Here is a 21,632-nt window from a genome sequence, read left to right on the forward strand (position 1 = left end):
CCGTTCGGCCGGTCAGCCCCACCCGTGCCCGGTGCCGAGGAGACGGATCAGGCCGGCCGTCGGCCGGGTCCACCGCGACCGATGGTGAGGGTGGCCAGCAGCGCGGGGTGGTCGGTCACCCCCTGCATGGGCACGAGGGTGCGACAGCACAGCGTGATGTCGCTCGTCGCCGTGATGTGTTGCAGCCGCCCGTCGTCAAGCCGTTGATGACCCGGCGGGGTGCAGGTCCGTACATCGGGGTCGTGGCCGGCGCGCAGGTTGAGGTCGCCGGCCAGCACGGTGGGTAGGTGTCCGGCGTCGCGGCCGATCGCCGGCAGGATGGCGCCGAGCAGGTGGTCGCACTGGGTCAGCGCGACGCGGTAACCGCTTGCCGACAGGTGCGTGGTGCAGGCGAGCACGGTCCCGTCCACGTCGACGCAGAGCCAGGCTCGTTCCTCGGGGTCGGCGAGGTCCTGCGTGGGATGGGTTCCGGCGTACACGGTGCGCGGGGTGGCTGCCGTCGGCACGTGGGTCAGCACCCCGATGCCGAACCGCTGCCCGTTGCGGCAGCGGGTGTCGTCGCCGCTCGGACGGTCGCCGGCGGCCTGGAACGCGGCCACGACCGTCCGGCCGGGGTGCGCGGCCTGGAACACACCGTGCAGGGTGGCGAGGTCGTTCGCGCAGATCTCGTTGAGGGTGACCAGGTCGGGTGCCTCGATGGTGATCACCTCGGCGGCCCGGTCCATCGCTCGGCCGGTGTAGCAGCCGGCGCGGCCACTGTTGCACAGGTTCATCTGGAGCATCCGCAGCACCGTGGCCTGCGGGGCGTCCGTGGCGGCGGCCGGGACCGCCGGCGGCGTGCCGGGGAGCGCGGCGGCGGCGAGTAGGCAGCCCACGGCCAGGGTTCGGCGCAGGAACCGGTACGAACGGGCGGCCACAGGAACTCCGGGGTGCACGAGGCGACAGTCATCGCCGAGGTGCCGGTGATCTTACTGTCGGCCGGTCGGCGATCGGGATCCAGAGCGGCGGGCCGAGGGGGCACCCGCGCAGCGCGTACCCCCTCGGGCCGGTCAGTGGGTGCGGACCGCGACGGCCGTGTACGGCGTGGTGGGGGTCGGCGGTGTGGTGAAACGGGCGTTGGGCAGGTAGAGCCGGCCCAACGCCTTGGCGACCGTGGTGGGCACGTCGAAGGCCGGGTCGGTGATGGTGCTGGTGAGCGCTCCGGCGGTGCCGGTGTGGTTGAGCCGGACCACCGCGATCTGGTTGAGACGGTTCTGCACGACGTAGAGGGTGCGGCCGAGCAGCAACAGTCCGTCGCCGTTGGTGAAGGTGTGACCTGGCACGTCCACGACGGTGCTCGCGCCGGTCGCCGGGTCGACCCGGTACAGCGTGCCGGTGTTGGACTGGACGACGATCAGCGCGCGGCCGTCCGGTGTGGGGGCGATGCCGTTGAGGTTCACCCCGGCGCCTACCTGCTCGTACGCGCCGCTCAGCGTGATCGTGGTGAAGGCGTCGGCGGGTGGCAGCGCCCCACCGCGACCGAGTGGCAGCCGATAGAGCACCGGCCGGTTCGAGTCGGTGAAGTACGCGGCGTCGCGGGTCAGCACGACGTCGTTGACGAACGTCGGGGTGGTGGCGAACTGGTAGCGGGCCAGCACCTCGCCGGTGCGGGTGTCGAGCACGCGGGCGTCGCCGGCCGTGCCACCGGCGACGAAGAGTCGGCCGCGCCCGTCGACCTTGAGACCGAGGGACGGGGTGCCGGTGGCCGCGCCGATCGTCGTGCCCCGGCCGGTGACCAGGTCGACGCGCTGGATGGCGCCGGTCGCGCGGGAGCCGAAGTAGGCGTACCGGCCGGCGGTCGCGATGCCCTCGGGCTGGAAGCCGTCGGGGAGGGCGAGGACGGCCGGGGGCCGCCCTGCGGGGTGCGCCTGGGCCGGCGCGACGGCGACGGTGGTCAGCATGGCGGCGGTCAACGCGCCGCCGAGCGTGGTGCGGAGGGGGCGGTTCACTGTGCTCCTTCCGGGCGGAAAGCGGCACGAGCCGACACGTCCGCCAGGTTCACTGGGGCCAGGACCCTCACCACTGTACGACCGCCGCCGGGCGTGCGCCCGGCGTCACCGGCGCGGTCTTCGGGTGACCGCGCCGGTGAGCCCGTCGAGCGGGGCCGAGGTCAGGCGTTGCGGACCAGCCTCCACCGGTTGTCCGCGCTGCCGTTGTCCGAATCCTGTACGGCCTGCGCACCCATGGCGGTCGACCCGTTCAGGATGGCGAGGAGCTTGTTGCTGTTGACGTTGCGGATCTTGTAGGTGCCGTCGCCGTTGTCCACGAGGATCCACCGGTGGTCGGCGGTGCCGTTGTCCGCCCACTGCAGGACCCGGGCGTTGTCGGCGGTGGACATGTTCTCCACACCCAGCACCTTGTTGCTGTTGACGTTGCGGAACCGGACCGCGTTGCCGTCGGTCACGACCACCCAGTTGTGGTCGGCGGTGCCGCTGTCGCTCCACTGCACGGCCAGACCACCGTCGGCGGTGGACATGTTCTGGACGCCGAGGACCAGCCCGGTGCCGACGTTGACCAGGCGGTAGCTGCCGGTGGGGCCGCCGCTGCCGCTGGTGTTCCAGTAGACCGTGTAGTTGTAGCCGTGGGCGTCGTAGAAGGGGGCGAGGTTCACAGTGGACCCGTTGGCGCTGGCGGTGAACGCGAGCGAGCTGGTGCTGGTCCGGGTGATCGAGGAGACGGTGAGGGTGGGCAGGGAGCTCAGCGCCGTGTTGCCGTAGTTGCCGGCCAGCACTGTGGGGCCGTACGTGACCGCGCCGACATTGGCGTTGTCGTTGGCGGCCTTGACGGCGACCTGCATCGGCAGCCGCACGGTGATGGTGTCACCGGCGGCCCAGGTACGCGTGACAGTGGCGTAGCTGCCCGGTGTGGTGGTGACGTTCTCCACAGTGCCGTTGACGGCGATCGTGGCACCGCTGGTCCAGGACGGGATCCGCACCCGGATGCTCCACGAGCCGCTCATCGAGCCGCTCAGGGTCAGGGTGCTGGTGTCACTGACCGGGAAGGTTGTGGTCTGGGTGACGGTGATGCCGCGTTGCGTCCAGTCCAGCACCGAGGGCGTGAACAGGTTCACGCTCAGCGTGGTGCCGTTGTAGAAGTAGATGGAGTCCATCAACCTCGTGTTGATCTCCAGGCCGGTGCCCTGGCAGCACCAGAACGAGTTGTAGTCGGTGCTCCAGGTGCCGCCACCCCACGCCGGGCCCACGCCCCGACGACCACCCGGTCGCAACGGCGTGAAGTAGGTGATGTGGCCGCGGCTGTCGGACGGGTTCTGGCCGCCGATCAGGTGGTTCATCAGCGCGCGCTCGTAGAAGTCGAAGTAGTCCGCCCGGTTCGGGTCGAGCAGCCACAGCTCCCGGGTCAGTTTGAGCATGTTGTACGTGTTGCACTGCTCGCAGGTGTCGTTGGTGAGGTAGCCGGCGATCGCGTTGGGCGGCCGGAAGTGCTCCGCCTGGCTGTTGCCGCCGATGACGTAGGTGTGCGCGCCGACGGTGATGTTCCACGCGTTGCTGGCGATGCTGCGGTAACGGGTGGTCCCGGTGGCCTTGAACTCCCGGGCCGCGCCGATCCACTTCGGGACCTGCGTGTTGGCGTGCTTACCGTTGAGCTGGTCCTGGCCGGAGGCCAGCGGGTCGAAGATGGCGGCGTGGTCGAACCGCTGCGCGGTGGCGAGCCACCGGCTGTCGCCGGTCTGCTGGTAGATGTCGGCGAGCACGTCGTTCATGCCACCGAACTCGGTGCCCAGCATCGACTGCATCTGGCTGGAGCTCAGTCGGCTCGTCCGGGTGTCGACCCAGCCCGCCAGCGACAGCAGCACCGTACGGGCCTGCGTGTTGCCGATGTAGCGCCAGACGTCGAGCAGACCGGCGAGGGTCTTGTGGATGCAGTAGTAGGGAACGTTGCCGTTGGAAAGCGTCCGTGCCTCGAGCGCGCTGAAGTCGGACTCCGGGAAGCCGGACAGGTAACCCGCGCCGAACCCGGCGGCACCGTTGTTCGCCTGGCACTTGGCCAGTTCGGCGACCATGTAGTTCGCCTTGTCCCGGCAGGTGGTGTCGCCCAGCACCGCGTACGCGTACGCCCACGCGCTCAGGAAGTGGCCCTGCATGTGGGTCCGGAAGGGGAAGTTCGGCGCGTCCCAGCCCCCGTTGGTGGCGGCGCCGTTGGTGGACAGCCGGTGGTTGGCCCGGAAGTTGTAGAGCATTCGGTCCACGTCGACGAACCGCAGGTAGTTGAGCGTCCGCGACTGGTTGTCCATCCAACGCCCGGAGGTCAGCCGCACCTGACCGAGGTCGAACGCGTACGCCGAGACGCCGATGTCGGACCGGGCCGGGGGCACGACGGCGGCGGACGCGCTTCCGGGAGCGACGGCCGCGCCGGTCGCGGAGAGAACCACTGTGGCGCCGGTGGCCTGAAGCAGGTGGCGGCGGCTGAGGGGCGGGGGTGGCATGGGGAACCTCCAGGTGGCCGGGTACGTCGGGGCCGCCATCGACGGCGGCGGGGCGGTCGGCGGCAGAAGGCCGACAGCGGATGCGGTGTGGGTGGTGGGGAACGTGGTCGCCGTGGACGCCGGGTGCCCACCCAGGCGCTGATCGCGGCACATCGATGTGATCGCTAACATAGTTCGTCGTTAACACGCCCGCAACCCCCGAGGCGCCTCGCTGACCCATCCTGCGACACCTGACTCGAGGGGCGCGGGGCCCGGCGGCACCTATGGTCCGAATCGGACATCCACCGGGTCTGCGGCAGCCAGAATGTGACCGTGAGTGACGAGTGGCGGTGGGTGCGGGACGACTGTCCCTCCGTTGACGCCCGTCCGGTCGCTCAGTACGGTGCATCGTAAATCTTGGATGTCAACGTCGATACATCAATGCTGCGATGTGATGACGACGGTCATCCGGTGCCTCGCAAAATTCCAGGTCAGGTGAGGGAGGGGGTGTTCGGCGAGATCTGTTAACGCTAACAGGGCCGACGCTCGTGCTGCTGATTGTGCGGACGGCTCAGCCCGTTCGAGCGGCGGCCAGGACGGCTGTGGCTCGCCGAGTCAGACATCGCGCACGGCGCACTCTCTGTGGGAGTAATCGTGACTGTGAAAGATCGATCCACAACCCGGGCCACCCGCCGGGCCAGGCGCGCCATCGCCTGGCTGGCGAGCATGGCCTGCGTCCTCGCACTGATCCCGGGCACGGCCAGGGCCGACAACCCCATCGTGCAGAACATCTACACGGCCGACCCGGCGCCGATGGTGCACAACGGCCGGGTGTACCTCTACACCGGACACGACGAGGACGGATCCACCTACTTCACCATGCGTGAGTGGCGGGTGTACTCGTCGGCGGACATGGTGAACTGGACCGACCACGGCTCGCCGATGAACCTGGCGACGTTCGCGTGGGCGGACGCCAACGCGTGGGCCGGCCAGGTCGTCGCGCGGAACGGGAAGTTCTACTGGTACGTGCCGGTGCGCCAGCGCTCCAACGGGCAGATGGTCATCGGCGTCGGGGTGGCCGACAGCCCCACCGGGCCGTTCCGTGACGCGCTCGGTCGACCACTCGTCGGCAACAACGAGATCGACCCGCACGCCTTCATCGACGATGACGGGCAGGCCTACCTGTACTGGGGTAACCCGGGCCTGTGGTACGTGAAGTTGAACCCGGACATGATCTCGTTCTCCGGCAGCGCGACACGCATCCCGCTCACGACGGCGGGCTTCGGCACCCGGAGCGGTAACGCGAGCCGGCCCACCCTGTACGAGGAGGGGCCGTGGGTGTTCAAGCGCAACGGGTTGTACTACAACGTGTTCGCGGCGGAGTGCTGCTCGGAGTTTCTCGCGTACTCCACGGCGACGGGGCCGACCGGGCCGTGGACGTACCGGGGAACGATCATGCCGCGCCAGGGCGCCAGTTTCACCAATCACGCGGGTGTGATCGATTTCCAGGGCGGATCGTACTTCTTCTATCACAACGGCGCCTTGCCCGGAGGTAGTGGTTACACCCGTTCGGTCGCTGTGGAGAAGTTCAGCTACAACAGCAATGGCACCTTCCCGACGATCAACATGACCACCACTGGCGCGCCGCAGGTGGGCACGCTGAACCCGTACGTCCGGCAGGAGGCCGAGACGATCGCCTGGGGCTCGGGGATCGAGACCGAGGTGTCCGGTGAGGGCGGAATGAACGTCGGCTGGATCGAGAACGGCGACTACATCAAGGTCAAGGGCGTCGCGTTCGGCGCGGGTGCGACGTCGTTCAGCGCCCGGGTGGCGTCCGCCACCAGCGGCGGCCGGATCGAGGTACGCCTCGACAGCGCCAGCGGCCCGGTGGTGGGCACCTGCACCGTGGGTGGCACCGGCGGCTGGCAGACCTGGACCACCAGCACCTGCGCGGTCAGCGCAGCGACCGGCACCCACGACCTCTACCTGCGCTTCGCCGGCGGCAGCGGCAACCTGTTCAACATCAACTGGTGGCAGTTCGGCGGCGGCGGCAGCGGCGGCGGCAACCTGCTCACCAACGGCGACGTGGAGAACGGCACGACGGGGTGGGCTGTGCACGGCAGCGGAACCCTCTCCCACAACACGAGCGTGGCGCACGGTGGCAGCGGGTCGCTGTCGATCACCGGCCGCACCGGTGCGTGGAACGGCCCCGGTCAGGACGTGACAAGCAAGCTCACCAACGGCAAGAGCTTCACCACGAACGTCTGGGTACGCGCACAGAGCGGCACCCCGTCGGCGAAGGCGACCCTGTCGCTGACCGCGAACGGCACCACGAGCTACCTCCAACTGACCCCGGCGGTGGGGGTGAACGTCAACGGCTGGACCCTGCTCACCGGCACGGCGACCGTGTCGTGGAGCGGCACGCTCTCCGGTGCCACCTTCTACGTCGAGACGGCGGCGGGCACCGACGGGCTCCTGGTCGACGACGCCTCGTTCCAGTGACGGGTGCTGCCGGAGCCGCGCCCCGTACGGCTCCGGCAGCGCGCATCGCCCGCACGGCATCCACATCAGCCGCCGTCGGTTACGACTTGACGAACGGCATGTTATCGCTCACAGTCGATGGTTGAGGGCGGCCGCACCCGTGGTTCACCGGGCGAGCCTGCTGCGGCCCCTCGGCACGCGACGTCCGTCCAGGGCATGCCGGACGTCGCGTCAGGACTCCCCGCACTGCTGCCGCGACGGCGACAGGTGCCGACCCCTGCGTCCACGCAGGAGCAGGTCGGGCACTGCGCCTTTCATCGCTGCACCACCACAGAGAAGGATTCCGCATGAAACACACCAGAGCCCTGCGAGCGGCGGTGACCATAGCGGTCACCGGCGCTCTCGCCGCCGGAATGACGATGGCGCTGACCACCTCGGCCAGCGCCGGCACGACCCTCGGCGCCTCGGCGGCCGAGAAGGGCCGCTACTTCGGGGCGGCTGTCGCGACGAACAAGCTGTCCACGAGCGTCTACACGACGATCCTGAACCGCGAGTTCAACAGTGTCGTGGCCGAGAACGAGATGAAGTGGGACGCCACCGAGCCGCAGCAGGGTCGGTTCAACTACACCGGTGGCGACCGTCTGGTCAGTCACGCCCAGGCCAACGGCATGAGCGTGCGCGGCCACGCGCTGTTGTGGCACCAGCAGGAGCCGGGTTGGGCGCAGGGCATGTCGGGCAGCGCGTTGCGAAGCGCGATGATCAACCACGTCACCCAGGTGGCGACGCACTTCCGCGGGAAGATCTACGCCTGGGACGTGGTCAACGAGGCGTTCGCCGACGGTGGTTCGGGTGGGCGTCGTGACTCGAACCTGCAGCGTACGGGTAACGACTGGATCGAGGCGGCGTTCCGGGCGGCGCGGGCTGCTGATTCGGGTGCGAAGTTGTGTTACAACGACTACAACACCGACGGGGTCAACGCGAAGTCGACGGGGATCTACAACATGGTGCGGGACTTCAAGTCCCGTGGCGTGCCGATCGACTGCGTGGGCTTCCAGTCGCACCTGGGCACGTCGTTGGCCAGTGACTACCAGGCCAACCTGCAGCGCTTCGCCGACCTCGGCGTGGACGTGCAGATCACCGAACTGGACGTGATGACCGGCGGCAACCAGGCCAACATCTTCGGCGCCGTCACCCGCGCCTGCATGAACGTCTCCCGTTGCACCGGCATCACGGTGTGGGGGGTACGCGACTGTGACTCGTGGCGTGGCTCGGACAATGCGTTGCTGTTCGACTGCAACGGCAACAAGAAGGCCGCGTACACGAACGTCCTGAACGCCCTCAACGCCGGCACGGGCACCCCCACCACCCCGCCGCCGACCACGCCCCCGCCCACCGACCCGCCGCCCACGACCCCGCCGCCGACCACCGGTGGTTGCTCGGCATCGGTGTCGCTGAACTCCTGGAACGGTGGGTTCGTGGCCAACGTGAAGGTGACCGCCGGCTCCGCCGGCACCAACGGGTGGAACGTCAGCGTCACGCTGCCCAGTGGCGCCAGCGTCACCAGCACCTGGAGTGCGACGGCAAGCGGCTCCACCGGCACGGTGCGGTTCGCCAACGTCGACTACAACGGCCGGCTCAGCGCCGGCCAGGTCGCCGAGTTCGGCTTCCAGGGCACGGGCAGCGGGGCCGGCATGACGCCCACCTGCACCGCCTCCTGACCCTCTGACAACACACGACGGCCGGTGTGGAGGACCATCCTGCACACCGGCCGTCCCGCGCAACGGGTCGGTCAGGAGTACGGCAGCCGCAGCACCGACTGGTTGCCGATGCCCACCGTGCTCGGGTTGTTGCCGATCGCCGACCAGACCTCCACCCGGACCGTGCCGTTGCTCAGCGTGCCCAACGTGCCGGTGGCCGACGACAGGCCGGCGTTCTGCGTGTAGTGCTCGTAGCCGGCCACCGGGTCGGTGGCGAAGTAGCGCGACGTCTCCACCCGGTCCCAACTGCCGTTGCCGGTGAGGTCGTAGGAGATCCGCACCTGCACGCCGTTGCCGACCGCCGCCCCGGCGTCCACGAACAGGTCGAACGCGGTCTGCCCGCCGGAGTAGGCGAGGTTGAGGCCGGTCGCCGTGAAGACCTGGGCGTTCGTCGGCGTACCGTCGTGGTTGCCGTTCGCCGCCGCGACCGTCGTCGTGGCCGCGCTACCGGCGCCACCCAGACCGCCCCCGGGCAGCAGGTAGCGGGTCGGCCCGCCGGTGGACGGCGGGGTCGTCGTCGGGGGGGTCGTCGTCGGCGGGGGATCGGTGGGCGTCGTCGGGGGGACACCGCCGGCCGCGTTACCGCCACTCCAGGTGTACGCCCCGGTGGTGGCCGTCTTGCCGGCTCCCACGGTGAGCGTGGTGCCGTTGGAGAACGTCACGGTGATCGGCGTCGCCGTCGGGTTCGACGCCACGTAGGTGCGGGCCCCGTTGCGGGAGAACACCGCGGACAGCGGATGGTTGCCGGTCACCGACGTGTCGACGGTGCCGAGCGCGGCGAGGTTGCGGATCCAGTGGAACGTGTGCGCCCGGCTCTCGCCCTCCTCCGGTGTGTAGCCGGGGTTCGCCCGCAGGTTCGCCAACGCCGCGTCGGCGTCACCGAGGGCCTGGAACTGCCAGAGGATGTCCTGCCACACGGTCGGGGGCCCGCCGTTGTTGCGGACGAGTTCGGCGTAGTTGGTCCGCACGTACGCCGGGTTGTTGCCCAGGTAGAGGTGTCCGCCGGTGACCGGGAGCAGGTTGATGCCCTGGATCATCTCCGGCTCACCGCTGAACCAGGTGGCGTACGCGCCGCCGTCACCCCAGACCATGCCGACCGTCGAGTGCCCGAACGCGCTCGGGAAGTTCTGGTCGCTGACGTCGAACCAGTACTCCTGGATGGCGGCGGCCTGCGTGGTGTACAGGAAGACACCCGCGTCACGGACGGCGGTGTCGCCTGTCGTCTGCCCCCACTGGATCAGGGCGCTCGCGAAGTTCATCCCCTCCGACGAGGACTCCTGGTTGTTGCCCGAGCCGAAGGAGCCGTGCCCGGACGCCCAGTCGTGGCCGGCGTAGATGTCGAAGTCCCGCAGGTACGGGAAGCGGGTGTCGTCGCGGCGGTAGTTGTTGGCGTCCCGGATCAGCAGGTCCACCATTCCGCCGTAACGGCTGGTGGCCGCCCAGCTCGGGTCGAACTTCGCCAGGGTCGCGGCGGCGGCGATGTAGTAGCCGTAGTGGAAGTGGTGGTCGTTGAGCTCCTGGTCGGACCCGTACGACGCCGGGTAACCGATCAGGGTGCCCCAGTTGTTGTCGTAGTAGAAGACCCTGCTGGTCTTGCCGCTGGACGCGGTGAACCAGTCGGTGAGCGTGCTCCGGATCGCGTTCAGCGCGCTGTCGCGGGTCGTGGTGTCGTTGACCTGGTCGGCGATCTCGGCGATCCGGGCGGCCCGGCCGAGGCCCTTGCCGGTCCAGTAGGTGTCGTTGCCGCGCTGGTCCATCGGGTTGGCGCGGGTGGCGGCCAGGTGTCCGGTGAGCGTCGACAGGTCACCACCGCTGCCGTCGCCGACGGCCGGCAGCTCGGGCAGGATGCCCTGGAACTTCATGGCGGTGCGGAACTGGTTGACGCCGGTGAGCACCTTCATCCGGCCGCGCGCCGACGGGTAGGTCGGCGTGATCGCGGTGGAGCCGCTCAACGACTTCCACTGGTGCGGGTAGAGGCTGACCACGGTCTGCGTGGCGCTGCCCTCCCGGGCGGTCGTGGTGAACGCGTACGTGGTGGTCAGGCCGCTGGTCGCGGGGTTGTAGGCGTACGACACCTGGGTGCCGGTCACGTGGGCGTGCGCGTACTGGCCGTAGGTCGCGGCCAGGCTGGCGCGTTCGGTCGCGCTCGACGTCGGGGGCAGCAGGGCCACCGAGAAGTAGCCGCGACCGGCCAGGGTGGACGAGATCCGGCCGGACGCCACGGTCCAGCTCGCACCACTCGGCGCGAACCCGACGTAGTCGTGGCCGTTGACCCGGAAGCCGATGGTGGCCCCGGAGTTCGACCAGACGTCGGGGGTGCCCGCGGTGCTGATCTGCGCGTTCCCGCCGGTGGTCTGGAAGTACGCGAAGGGCAGGCCGTGGCCGATCGTCGCGCGCATGGTCCGCGTGCCGTCGCTCCAGTGCGGGCTGACCGTCCAGTCCGTCCAACCGTCGACCTTCACCAGGGGTGCGGCGAGCCCGGCCACGCCGACCCGGATGTCCTGCACGTACGGGTAGTGGTACTCGCCGACACCGGTGGCGGTGCCGCTGATGGCGGGTGTCGAGTTGGCCGAGAAGCCGAGCCCGTCGCCGAAGGTGTCGTACGAGACCGGGTGGGCGTGCAACGGCTCGCTGAAGGAGCAGTCGGTGCGCTTCCACAGCAGCGAGGACCACCAGTCGTTGGTGGGTATCGGCCCGGCTGGCGCGTTCGCGGTGGCGAACTGCCGGGGGTTGCTGGTCATCGCGCCGCAGCCACTGGGGAGCGCGCCGACCGGGGTGGTGGTGTAGCTGCCGGCGCCGACGGGTGCGGCCTCGGCCGCGCGGGTGACGGGGATGGTGAGGCCGCCGACGACCAGGGCCAGCGCGGTGGCGGCGGCCAGGGCCCATCGGCGGTGGGGGACGGGAGGTTTCATGGTGCCTCCATCGCGCGCCGGGTGCGGCCCTTGCCGGGTCCAGCGCGATGCGTCTGAATTGGGGGGAAGGTCAGGGGAGAGAGCGCTCTCTCGGCAACGGTAGTGGAGCACCGAGATTCCCGTCAATGTGTCCGGCCCGTTGCGTGCTGATGTCGCTACTTGCCGGCGCCCGCACGGTCGTCAAGCAACGCGTCCGGCACGCGCATCCGCCACGCGTCGCTCACCAACTCGGTCAGCCGGTCGACGTCGACCGCCGCCAGGCGCAGCAACACCAGCGGCAGACCGTCGTAGCCGGGCGTGGTGAAGAAGATCTCGGGCTCCCCGAGCAGGAGCGCCTGCTTCTCCGCCTCGTCGCCGACGAACAGCACCGCGATGTCGAGCCGGATCACCCGCGGCCGGCCCGGTACCCGCTCCGGGTAGGACCAGACGAAGCCCTTGTCGGCCACCCGGAAGTCGAAGCCGTCGCTGGGAATCTCCACCGTGTGCGGCAGGGCCAACGCCACCCGGCGTACGTCGTCCGCGTCAGCCACCGAACCCCCTCGCACCGCGCGCCATCCGCATGCGCCGAGATTACGCGCTGGACAGCTCGACGGCGGTGGCACCGACGATGGCCCGGTCACCGTTCTCCTGGACGTAGCCGACCACGCTGGCGCGGCCCGGATCGAGACCGGCTGGCGTCGCCAGCTCCACCTGCCCCCGCTCGGCGTCCAGGACCACCGACCGGAACGCGCGCACCACGTTGTCCTGCCGCAGTGTCCGACCGGCGTTCTCTCCCCGGGCGATCTCGCTGGTCAGATCCCGTTCGACGACCGCCACGTGCACCACCGAGCCCGCCGGCGGCTGGTCGGTCCGGTAGTCCACCATCACCCGGTCCCTGCCGAGGTTGGCGATGGAGAGCGCCAGCGGTGTGGTGACGCTCGACGCCATGGCGGACATGATCGCGCCGGCCGCCCGGCGACGGTCGGAGCCGACGAACTCGACGGTGCCATTGACGACCATCTGCGGGGTGTACAGACCTCTGGTGCCCAACGCGCGGGCGTACGCCTCCTGCCGCGCGGTGTACGCCGCGTCCGCGAACTGGTCGGGCCACCCCAGGTCGTCCCAGTAGTCGACGTGGAACCCGAGGGCGAAGACGTTCTGTCCCCGCTCCCGGGCGTCGCGTTCGATCTCGCTCAGCAACTCCTCCGCCGGAGGGCAACTGTTGCAGCCCTGAGACGTGAACATCTCGACGACGGCGAAGCCGCCGTCCGTTGCCGCATTCGTCATGCTGGCGGGTCTCCTCCCAGGGTCTGCCCGGCGGTGCCGTGTGCGCCGCCGCCGGGCGGTGGTCTGCTGCCCGGCGGTGGTGCGGTGCCCGGCGGTGGTGTGTGCGCGGGCGTCCGGCCGTGTGGCGTTTCCCGTTTCGGGCCCGACAATGCGCCGAATCACCGCCCCGGCAGCCTCGCGGGGGGTGCCGCCGGGGCGGGTGGTTGGATGGTCGGGTGCAGTTCACCGTGACAGACGCGTCGGCGCGGGAGCGTTTCGAGGCGCGCGACGAGGCGGGCGTGGTCGCCGGGTTCGTCACCTATCAGCTGACCGGTTCGATCATCGCCTACACCCACACCGAGGTCGATCCGGCGTACGAGGGCAGGGGTGTCGGGTCGACGCTGGCGCGGGCCGTGATGGACGACGCGCGGAGCAAGGGCCGGACCGTCGTGCCGATCTGCCCGTTCCTCGCCGACTGGCTGGTCAAGCATCCGGAGTACGAGAAGATCGTGGTCCGTTCCACCCGTAAGATCAAATAAGCTCTTGTCGCGGCTGACGAGCTGGTTCGGGCCCCCGGTGGGAGCTGGTGGCGACAGTGCCGGAGCCGCGCACCTCCGCAGCCCCGTCGGGAGACCCGAACGATGAGCGCCTCCGCCTTCCGTGCCCTGCACCACGACCGTGCCGCCGGCGACCCGCTCGTCCTGCCCGGCCCCTGGGACGCGGCAAGCGCACGGATGCTTGCCGACGCCGGATACCCGGCGCTCGCGACCCCGAGCGCGGGCGTCGCCGCCTCCCTCGGCTACGAGGACGGCGCGATCCCGCCCGACGAGATGTTCGCGGCGGTCGCGCGCATCGTCCGCGCCGTGTCCGTCCCGGTGTCCGCCGACGTCGAAGGCGGGTACGGTCTGACCCCTCGCGAGCTGGTCGGACGGCTGTTGGAGGCCGGTGCCGTCGGCTGCAACCTGGAAGACTCGGACGGGCACGCCACCCTCAGGGACCCCCGCCGGCACGCGGACTGGCTGGCCGAGGTGCGCGCCGAAGCGGGTGACGCCCTCTTCATCAACGCGCGCGTCGACACGTTCCTGGTCGGCACGGGTGACCCCGTCGAGGCGATCGAACGCGCCCGCCGCTACGTGGCGGCCGGCGCCGACTGCGTCTACCCGATCCTGGCGCCGCCGCAGGTGCTGCCGCGGCTGCGGGAGGGCATCTCCGGTCCGATCAACATGGCCGCCCAACCCGACCCGGAGTCCGTGGCCGAACTGGGTCGGCAGGGCGCGACACGCATCACCTTCGGCCCAGGGATGCAGCGGTACGCGATGGCGTCGATCGGCGACCTCGCAGCGAGGCTGCGCGCCTGAGACCGGACGGCGCCGGCGCGCTGTCGCTCGTGATCGACTCGGTTTTCTGGAAATCGGGGTGTCCCAGTCGACGAGTTGGCGCGGTCTCCTGAAAGCCGAGTCGATCTCTGCGCCGATCACGCTGGGGCACCGTGCGCCGGCGGAGTTTCGGTAGCTACAGCCGAACCCCCGGCCGCCGTCGCCATGGACGGCTGCCGGGGGCTCGAATGCAAGCGGTCAGGCCGGGTTGCCGTTCGGCAGCACTGCGGCCATCTCGTCGCCGGCGCCGGCCAGCACGCGGGCCTGCTGCGGCCAACTGGCCAGGCCAGGTGCGGCACGCAGGCCGGCGGCCCGGATGAGGTCGCGCAGCGCCGGCTCGTCCAACTCGCCGAGCTGGCCGTACGTGCGCACACCGGCGTCCTGCAGGGCCGCCGCCATCTTCGGGCCGATCCCCTGGATCCGGCGGAAGTCGTCGGCCGGGCCGGTCGGATCGGCGTCGACGCCGCCGATCGTCGTCTCGGATTCCGAACCAACCGGAGGCGTCGCGGCGGCGGACGGCCGGACCGGAGGCGCGGCCACCGCCGACCGCTCGGCCTCCTCGGCGGCATCCGCCGACGCGACCTGCACCGGCTCGGCAGCCGACGGGTCAGCCGGAGTCCCTACGGACGTCTGGTCGACAGCCATCGCCTTGTTCTGCGCATCGTCGTCCGCAGTGGCCGCGACCGGTGCGCCATCGGCCGGCGTCGCATCGACGGGCGGGACGTCGTCCGCGGGCTGGCGCGGAGCGACCACGGCCGCCGGTGCGGGCTGCTCGTCGACCGTGAGCGGCTCGGCGGCCGATTCCGCGGTCGGCTCGGACCGCAGGTCGGCAGCGTCGGACTGCTCGCTGGCCGGTACGGGCGGCGGGTCCTCGGTCAGTGCCATGTCGCCCGGGTCGACGGTGCTCGGGGTGTCCGCCGGCACGGGCACCGGGGTTTGACCGTCCGGTTCGGTCATCGCGGCCGGCGCGCTGACCGTGTCGACAGGAACCGGCTCGTCGGCGACCGCCGCGGGTGCCGGGTCGACGGCGGCCGCGGGCCGGGCCTCGTCGGTGGTGGCGGCCGGCGCGGGCGTGGAGATCACGGCCAGGCCGGCGACGGGGTCACCATCCACAATCGAATTACCCTGTACGCCCCGCCGGCCGCGCAGCAGCCACCCGGCGGCCAGGCCCAGCAACAGTGCCAGTACCACTATCAGCGAGTGTCCGAAAGACCACGCCACGGCGAACCTCCCTCTCAGCTCGTTCGATAAGTCACGAGAAAAACTCGCCGCAGCTTCGCACACGCGTGTTACCGGCGACAGGCAGGATCCGCCGTCAGCGTCGCAGATGGGATGACCACCTCAGCCGGTGCCCACCGGGTGACACAGCGTCGCCCGATCAGGCCGGAAACCGGCCCGACGCCGCACGGCGTGGGTCCGGCAGCGACCAGTCGGGCGTACCTCATCGGAAACGACGAACCCGGGCCCGGCGCGGATCGCCGAGCCCGGGTCGGGCGGTTGCGGGGGTTCAGTCCTGGTCGCCCTCGTAGGTGTGGAACTCGTCGACGAACCGGCGACGAAGCGGTGGTACCCGGCTGGTCACGCCGAAGTAGCCACGCGCGCCGAGCAGCGCGAGCCGGCCCACCACCGGCCGGTACATCCGGTCGTCGCCGTTGGTGCCGCTGCGGTTCAACGATTCGGCGACCCGCGCGAAGCCGTACGGCGCCATCACGGCCTCGTAGTCGGCGACCGCCTGGAGCAGCGTCTTGTCGCCGGCGGTAGCGCGGCGAAGGTGCTCGCAGAGCAGGCGCGCGTCGCGTAGCGCGGTGTTCGCGCCCACGCCTCGACCCGGGGTCATGGTGTGGATGGCGTCGCCGAGCAGGGTGACGGTGCTGCTCTTCCAAGGCGGTACCGGCTCGGACGTGGACACCTTGATCGGTAGGGCGCTGGCCGGGTCCGCGTGGGCGAGCAGCTCCCGCAGGTGCGGGTGCCAGTTCGAGGTGAGGTCCAGAGCCACCTGTACCAGGTCGTCGCCGCGGCGTTGCATGATGTCGGCCGGGAACCGGTTTGCCGCACTCCAGATGATCAGGTTGATGTTGTCGGTGGTGGTGTCGTGGGTCAGGCCGGGCCACTCTCGGAGCAGGGCGGCGTCGGCCTCGCTGACGCCCGGCTTGATCGCCCGTTCGGCGTCCCACTTGAACTCCATGACGTGCAGCACGCCCATCATCCCGCCGACGCCGAAGATCAGCGAGATGCCCTGCTGGACCCGCTCCGGAACGAGACTGCGGGTGTGCGGGGTCAGCGGGATCCGGGTGGCGATGTTGATCGTCCCGGCGTCGCGGGTGACGGCGTGCGGCAGGTACTGGCGGCGTACGGCGGAATGGGTGCCGTCGGCTGCCACCAGCAGGTCACCGGTGGCGCTGGTGCCGTCGGCGAAGTGCGCGGTGACGGTGCCGTCGTCACGCTGCTCGTACCGGATGAAGGTCTTGTCGAAGTGCACCACGTCCTCCAGGCCGGTCAGCAGCACCTGGCGTAGCACCATCCGGGCCACCGAGTGTTCGGTGCGGACCGGGTCGGCACTCGGCCGGAGGGCGAACGACGCGGTCTGGCGGAGCCCCTGGGTGACGACGTTGAAGTAGTGCGGCGGCCGGGCGCAGGTGGCGAGGAAGGTGGCGAACAGCTCCGGGGGCAGGCACTCCCGCAGCGCCCGGCTACCGGTGGGGCCGATGCCGACCCGGTAGCCGAGCAGCCCCTCGGCGCGGTCGCGGTGCCGTTCGTAGACGGCGACGCTGATCCCGGCGCGACGCAGGCCGTGCGCCAGGCACAACCCACCCGTGCCCGCGCCGATGATCAGGACGTGCGGCGGCGCGGCGGACATCTCAGCCGGCCGGGTGCGCGGCGGGCGCCTCGGTGCTGGCCTGGCGCGCAGCGGGAGGGGCGGTACCGGCGGCGTCCGATGTGGGCACAGCCGTGCTGGTCGGGCGGGCTGCGGGCGCCGCGGTGCCGGCCGGGTCGTTCGCGGTGCCGGCCGGGTGGGCGGCGGCGCGGTCCGGTTCGGCTGTGGGCGCGGCATCCCACCGGTAGAAGCAGCCGGCGATCGCGTCCCGGGGGGAGCGCCAGGTCGGCAGGTACGGCGAGGTGTGCGCGGAGAGTCGCTCGTTGACCTGTCGGAAGAGCGGGTGGTTACGGGCCGCCGCGAGCGCGTCCGGGTCGACGTCGTCCGAGGTCTCCAGCAGGTGTACGCACAGGTCGTGGAGGCAGTACAGGGATCGGTGCGTGACGCCGGTCAGGCCGGGCAGTTCGGTGGCGTCGGATTCGGCGAAGATCTGCGCGACTCGCCCCTCCGCTCCCGGGATGATCCGGCTGACGATCAGTAGACGACTCATGGGACCCCTTCCGCCGGTGGCCTGCCCGACCACGGGAGTCGGTGCCACGTGCTCTGTGCCGCCCACCGTGCCGCAGCGCCTGTCACGTCACCGTCACGTGCGCCCGGCGGCCGGTGACGGGTGGCCCGTCGCGCCTGTCCAGCGGCCCGGCGGCGCCGTCATGGACGCCGGCCGGCCGGTGACCTGCCGTCGGTGATGGCGTCGCGGCTGGCCTGACGGATCGGGGCGAGCGTGTCGTCGAGCAGGGCGCTCATGGCGGGGCTCGGCTCCAGGCGCAGCTCGCGGCGCAGCAGGTCCCGGTAGACGTAGAAGGCGTGCACGGCCTCGAAGGCGTTGCCCTCGGCCAGGTGGATACGGACCACCAGTCGGTGTGGTGTCTCCCGCAACGGCTCGGCGGCCATCGCCTCCAGCGCGGCTTCGAGGGCCTCGCCGTGCCGGCCTGCGGCCAGGTGGTGCCCGGCCACCTGTTCCAGCATGTGCAGGCGGAGTTGGCGTAGGCGCTCCCGGTCCAGCAGTACCCAGTCGTCGTACCAGCCGGGGAGGAGGTCGTGCCGCCCGGCGGCGAGCGCCCCGGCCGCGGTGCGCGGGTCGTCGCCGTCGCGGACCCGGGCCGCGGTGCCCACCAGGTCGTCCACGTCGAGCCGGACCGCCGGGCCGAGGCGTACGGTGTCGCTGGCCACGGTCATCGGGCAGCACGGATCCTGGCGGAGTCGCCACAGGGCGGTGCGCAGGGAGGACAGCGCCCGCTCCTCCGACGCGTCGGGCCAGAGCAGGCCGGCGAGTTGGCTGCGGGTGGCGCCGGGTCGGAGCCCGATCAGCGCGATCACCCGTTGCAGCCCTCGCGGCACCACGACCGGCACCGCCTCGCGGAGGAGCCGGAAGCCCCCGAGCAGGTGGAGTGACACGCCCCTGTCGGGCGGGTCTCCGGCGGTCGGCACGGACGGATCAGCGGCCACGGCGGCACCCCCTGCGGAACGCTCGTCCCGACATCTGCTGTGTCCCGGATCGGTTGCCCGCGACGCCACTGTCGACGCCGCCGATGGTGGCGTGGCCGGGCGCGGCCCCGCCCGCTGAGGCCGCCGGGCTGACCACGCTGAAGATTATCAATTACGGTCACGTTCCGTCAATGTCGGTGTGGACCTTCTATTAGCGACAGTCAACCCGAGATCGGTTCTGAACTGGGTAAACACCACTGCGGTGAGCGCGCCGCACACATAGCTGATGCACAGGTTGCGTCAACGCAGCGTCACCACCTTGCGTCGCTTGTCGCTCCACCGCGGTGACGCCGTCGTGACGAGGAGCAGCGCATCGTGGCCGGAGTCGTCAGGCACGTCCGGGGTCCACCCGTCGTCGACCGGACGCCGTGGGGGGAGGCCCAGTATGGAGCGCTCACTGATCGTCGCGAAGGTGGATCCAACCGCCGAGGAGCGGGTCGCCGAGATCTTCGCCGAGTCGGACTCGACGGAGCTGCCGCGCCTGGTCGGTGTCCGGCACCGCTCGCTGTACCGACTGCACGACCTCTACGTGCACCTGCTCGAGACCGCACAGCCGGCGGAGGGGGCGGTGGAGGCCGCCCGCGACCACCCCGAGTTCATCCGGGTCAGTGACCGCCTGCGTCCGTACGTGTCGCCGTACCTGTCGACCTGGCGCTCGCCGCGCGACGCCATGGCGCGGTGCTTCTACCGGTTCGACGCCCCGGACGCCGGGCGGCGGTCGTGACCGCCACCGCGCCGCGTGAGGAGCAGCTCTGGTCGCGCTGCGCCGGCTGCGCCAGCCTGCTCTACCGCAAACGGTTGCGCCGTAACCTCGACGTCTGCCCGGAGTGCGGGGCACATGCCCGCCTCGGCGCGCCGGAACGCCTGCGCCAACTCGTCGACCCGGGTTCGCTGTGTCCGCTGCCCGACCGCCTGCCGGAGGCGGATCCGCTCGACTTCGTCGACGTGCTGCCGTACCCGCACCGGCTCACCGGCGCGCGGGCCAGCACCGGCCTGGCCGAGGCGGTCGTCTGCGCCACCGCCACCATCGGCGGGCACCCGGCGGCCCTGGCGGTGATGGACTTCCGTTTCCTCGGCGGCAGCCTGGGCTGCGCGGTGGGCGAGTTGATCACCCGGGCGGCCGAACGGGCGCTCGACGACCGCACCCCGCTCATCCTGATCACCGCCTCCGGCGGGGCGCGGATGCAGGAGGGCGTGCTGTCGTTGATGCAGATGGCGACCGTCAGCCAGGCCATCGCCGCGCTACGCGAGGCCGGGCTGCTCACCGTGAGCATCCTCACCGACCCGACCTACGGCGGGGTGGCCGCCTCGTTCGCCACCAACACCGATCTGGTGCTCGCCGAGAGCGGCGCGCGGATGGGCTTCGCCGGCCCCCGGGTGATTCGGCAGATCACCGGGCGGGCACTGCCGGAGGGCTTCCAGACCGCCGACTTCCTGCTCCGACACGGGCAGGTCGACATGGTGGTGCAGCGTCGGTCGCTGCGCGCACGACTGATGGCGCTGCTCGCCGCGACCCGTGCCGGCCGTCCGGCGCGTCCTCCCGTACCCCGGCAGGAGCCGGCATCGCGTCACGACCGCTTCGCCGCCGACGACGTGGCGGTGACGCGGCCGGCGGGCCCGGTGGTCTGCCCGGCCGTGGCCGACACCCCGGCGGTACGCGACGCGTGGGACACCGTCCGGATGGCCCGGCATCCTGGGCGACCGACCACCCTGGACTACCTGGACTCCGTCTTCGACGGGTTCGTGGAGCTGCACGGTGACCGTCTCGGCGCGGACTGCCCGGCGATCGTGGGCGGGGTGGCGCGGTTGGCCGGGCGGCACGTGATGGTCATCGGCCACCAGAAGGGGCACACCACCGCCGAGCTGGTCGCCCGCAACTTCGGCATGGCCAGCCCGGCCGGGCACCGCAAGGCGCTGCGACTGATGCGCCTCGCGGCCCGGCTCGGCCTGCCCGTGGTCACCCTCGTGGACACCCCCGGCGCGGACCCCGGGGTGAGCGCCGAGGAGCAGGGCCAGGCCGCGGCGATCGCCGAGAACATCCTCACTCTCACCGTGCTGCCCACCCCCGTGCTCGCGGTGATCACCGGGGAGGGCGGCAGCGGTGGCGCGCTGGCGCTTGCGGTGGCCGACCGGGTGCTGATGCTGGAGAACGCCGTCTACTCGGTGATCAGCCCCGAGGGGTGTGCGGCGATCCTCTGGCCGGACCGTTCCGCGGCACCCCAGGCCGCCCGCGCGTTGCGACTGACCGCGCCCGACCTGTGTCGGCTCGGGGTGGTCGACGAGGTCGTGCCGGAGCCGTCGAGCGCCGCGCACGACGACCCGGCGGAGACCGCCCACCGGCTGCGTGCCGCCCTGCTGGCCAACCTCCTGCCGCTGCTGGACGTGCCGCCCGCCATGCTGGTCCGCCTGCGCCGGCAACGCTTCCGTCGGTTCGGCGCGAACCGCTCCGGCGTTCAGGCGGGCCGGCGATGACCGCCGGCGACGGGACGGTGTCGACGGTGCAGACCTCCGACGGTGTCGGGGTGGACGGCATGGAGCCCGACGACGGCCGGTTGGACGGCGAGGGGGCACTGGCCGGGCTGCGCCGGCAGGCACAGCACCTGATCGCCGAGCTGTCCGGGCCGGTACGCCGGATCCGGCTGCGGAGCGGGCCGGCGGTGCTGGAGGTCGAGTGGCACCCCGAGGAGTCGACTCGACCGGACGTACCGCTGCCACGGGGCGAGGCGGCACCGGCGGCCGTGCCGGCACCGGGTGCCCCGGCCGCGGTGCTCCGGCCGTCGGTGCCCGGGCGCGCCGCCGTGCGGGCACCGATCGTCGGCACCTTCTACCGGGCGCCGGAGCCCGGCGCGCGACCGTTCGTCGCGGTGGGCGACCTGGTTCGCCCAGGGCAGCCGGTCGCCATCGTCGAGGCGATGAAGTTGATGAACGAGGTGACCGCCGACCGGGCCGGGCGGGTGGTCGCGATCCTCGTCGAGGACGGCCAGCCGGTCGAGTACGACCAGCCGCTGGTCGAGCTGGACCCGGCGTGACGGCGCGGAG

General features: G+C 71.1%; 16 protein-coding genes and 1 pseudogene. 7 read left to right on the forward strand and 10 right to left on the reverse strand.

Going from position 1 to position 21,632, the window contains the following annotated elements; genetic code table 11:
- Nucleotides 1–47: 47 nt before the first annotated feature.
- The 3 genes from AB0C15_RS13910 to AB0C15_RS13920 form a co-directional block, all read right to left on the reverse strand.
- A complete protein-coding gene (locus AB0C15_RS13910) occupies nt 48–917 on the reverse strand; it encodes an endonuclease/exonuclease/phosphatase family protein (protein WP_357351653.1) in 870 nt (289 codons plus the stop codon).
- 132 nt (nt 918–1,049) lie between these two features.
- The gene (locus AB0C15_RS13915; protein WP_357351655.1) at nt 1,050–1,988 is read right to left on the reverse strand and encodes a superoxide dismutase; all 939 of its coding nucleotides are present in this window, start codon (nt 1,986–1,988) and stop codon (nt 1,050–1,052) included.
- Nucleotides 1,989–2,149: 161 nt separating this feature from the next.
- Nucleotides 2,150–4,483 (reverse strand): beta-L-arabinofuranosidase domain-containing protein, encoded by a 2,334-nt coding sequence (locus AB0C15_RS13920; protein ID WP_357351737.1) that lies wholly within the window; start codon nt 4,481–4,483, stop codon nt 2,150–2,152.
- Between the two features lie 705 nt (nt 4,484–5,188).
- Between AB0C15_RS13920 and AB0C15_RS13925 the strand changes: the two genes are divergently transcribed.
- Nucleotides 5,189–6,964 (forward strand): family 43 glycosylhydrolase, encoded by a 1,776-nt coding sequence (locus tag AB0C15_RS13925; RefSeq protein ID WP_357351739.1) that lies wholly within the window; start codon nt 5,189–5,191, stop codon nt 6,962–6,964.
- Between the two features lie 326 nt (nt 6,965–7,290).
- Nucleotides 7,291–8,661, forward strand: a complete 1,371-nt coding sequence (locus AB0C15_RS13930) for an endo-1,4-beta-xylanase (RefSeq protein WP_357351657.1) — start codon at nt 7,291–7,293, stop codon at nt 8,659–8,661.
- 71 nt (nt 8,662–8,732) lie between these two features.
- Here AB0C15_RS13930 and AB0C15_RS13935 read toward each other — a convergent pair whose 3' ends face one another.
- From AB0C15_RS13935 to AB0C15_RS13945, 3 genes are all read right to left on the reverse strand, one after another.
- Nucleotides 8,733–11,612, reverse strand: a complete 2,880-nt coding sequence (locus tag AB0C15_RS13935; RefSeq protein ID WP_357351659.1) for a glycosyl hydrolase — start codon at nt 11,610–11,612, stop codon at nt 8,733–8,735.
- 155 nt (nt 11,613–11,767) lie between these two features.
- A complete protein-coding gene (locus AB0C15_RS13940; protein WP_357351661.1) occupies nt 11,768–12,142 on the reverse strand; it encodes a hypothetical protein in 375 nt (124 codons plus the stop codon).
- Between the two features lie 40 nt (nt 12,143–12,182).
- Nucleotides 12,183–12,878 (reverse strand): DUF1223 domain-containing protein, encoded by a 696-nt coding sequence (locus tag AB0C15_RS13945; protein WP_357351663.1) that lies wholly within the window; start codon nt 12,876–12,878, stop codon nt 12,183–12,185.
- A 215-nt stretch (nt 12,879–13,093) separates the two neighbouring features.
- Here AB0C15_RS13945 and AB0C15_RS13950 point away from each other — a divergent pair, with 215 nt between their 5' ends.
- Both AB0C15_RS13950 and AB0C15_RS13955 read left to right on the forward strand, forming a co-directional pair.
- Nucleotides 13,094–13,396, forward strand: a complete 303-nt coding sequence (locus AB0C15_RS13950) for a GNAT family N-acetyltransferase (protein ID WP_357351665.1) — start codon at nt 13,094–13,096, stop codon at nt 13,394–13,396.
- Between the two features lie 102 nt (nt 13,397–13,498).
- Complete coding sequence (locus AB0C15_RS13955) at nt 13,499–14,215, forward strand: isocitrate lyase/phosphoenolpyruvate mutase family protein (RefSeq protein ID WP_357351667.1); 717 nt, start codon at nt 13,499–13,501, stop codon at nt 14,213–14,215.
- Nucleotides 14,216–14,431: 216 nt separating this feature from the next.
- Here AB0C15_RS13955 and AB0C15_RS13960 read toward each other — a convergent pair whose 3' ends face one another.
- From AB0C15_RS13960 to AB0C15_RS13975, 4 genes and pseudogenes are all read right to left on the reverse strand, one after another.
- Entirely contained in the window at nt 14,432–15,424 is a 993-nt protein-coding gene (locus AB0C15_RS13960; RefSeq protein ID WP_357351669.1) for a hypothetical protein, read from the reverse strand.
- 316 nt (nt 15,425–15,740) lie between these two features.
- Nucleotides 15,741–17,090 carry an NAD(P)/FAD-dependent oxidoreductase gene (locus AB0C15_RS13965; RefSeq protein WP_357351671.1) on the reverse strand — a complete coding sequence of 450 codons (1,350 nt, stop codon included), beginning with the start codon at nt 17,088–17,090 and terminating at the stop codon, nt 15,741–15,743.
- Nucleotides 17,091–17,277: 187 nt separating this feature from the next.
- Nucleotides 17,278–17,598 (reverse strand): annotated as a pseudogene (locus AB0C15_RS13970) (TcmI family type II polyketide cyclase); the annotation flags it as partial.
- Between the two features lie 158 nt (nt 17,599–17,756).
- Nucleotides 17,757–18,554 carry a BTAD domain-containing putative transcriptional regulator gene (locus AB0C15_RS13975; RefSeq protein WP_357351673.1) on the reverse strand — a complete coding sequence of 266 codons (798 nt, stop codon included), beginning with the start codon at nt 18,552–18,554 and terminating at the stop codon, nt 17,757–17,759.
- 424 nt (nt 18,555–18,978) lie between these two features.
- Here AB0C15_RS13975 and AB0C15_RS13980 point away from each other — a divergent pair, with 424 nt between their 5' ends.
- The 3 genes from AB0C15_RS13980 to accB are packed head-to-tail and all read left to right on the forward strand — an operon-like array spanning nt 18,979 to nt 21,622.
- Nucleotides 18,979–19,317 carry a TcmI family type II polyketide cyclase gene (locus AB0C15_RS13980; protein ID WP_357351675.1) on the forward strand — a complete coding sequence of 113 codons (339 nt, stop codon included), beginning with the start codon at nt 18,979–18,981 and terminating at the stop codon, nt 19,315–19,317.
- On the forward strand, nt 19,314–21,065 hold the full coding sequence (locus AB0C15_RS13985) for an acetyl-CoA carboxylase carboxyltransferase subunit alpha (protein WP_357351677.1): 1,752 nt from the start codon (nt 19,314–19,316) through the stop codon (nt 21,063–21,065). Before AB0C15_RS13980 ends, AB0C15_RS13985 begins: the two co-directional genes overlap by 4 nt.
- A 59-nt stretch (nt 21,066–21,124) precedes the next feature.
- The gene (gene accB, locus AB0C15_RS13990; protein WP_357351741.1) at nt 21,125–21,622 is read left to right on the forward strand and encodes an acetyl-CoA carboxylase biotin carboxyl carrier protein; all 498 of its coding nucleotides are present in this window, start codon (nt 21,125–21,127) and stop codon (nt 21,620–21,622) included.
- Nucleotides 21,623–21,632: the final 10 nt, after the last annotated feature.

Source organism: Micromonospora sp. NPDC048835, assembly GCF_040649995.1.
In the GTDB taxonomy this organism is placed as follows: Bacteria; Actinomycetota; Actinomycetes; order Mycobacteriales; family Micromonosporaceae; genus Micromonospora.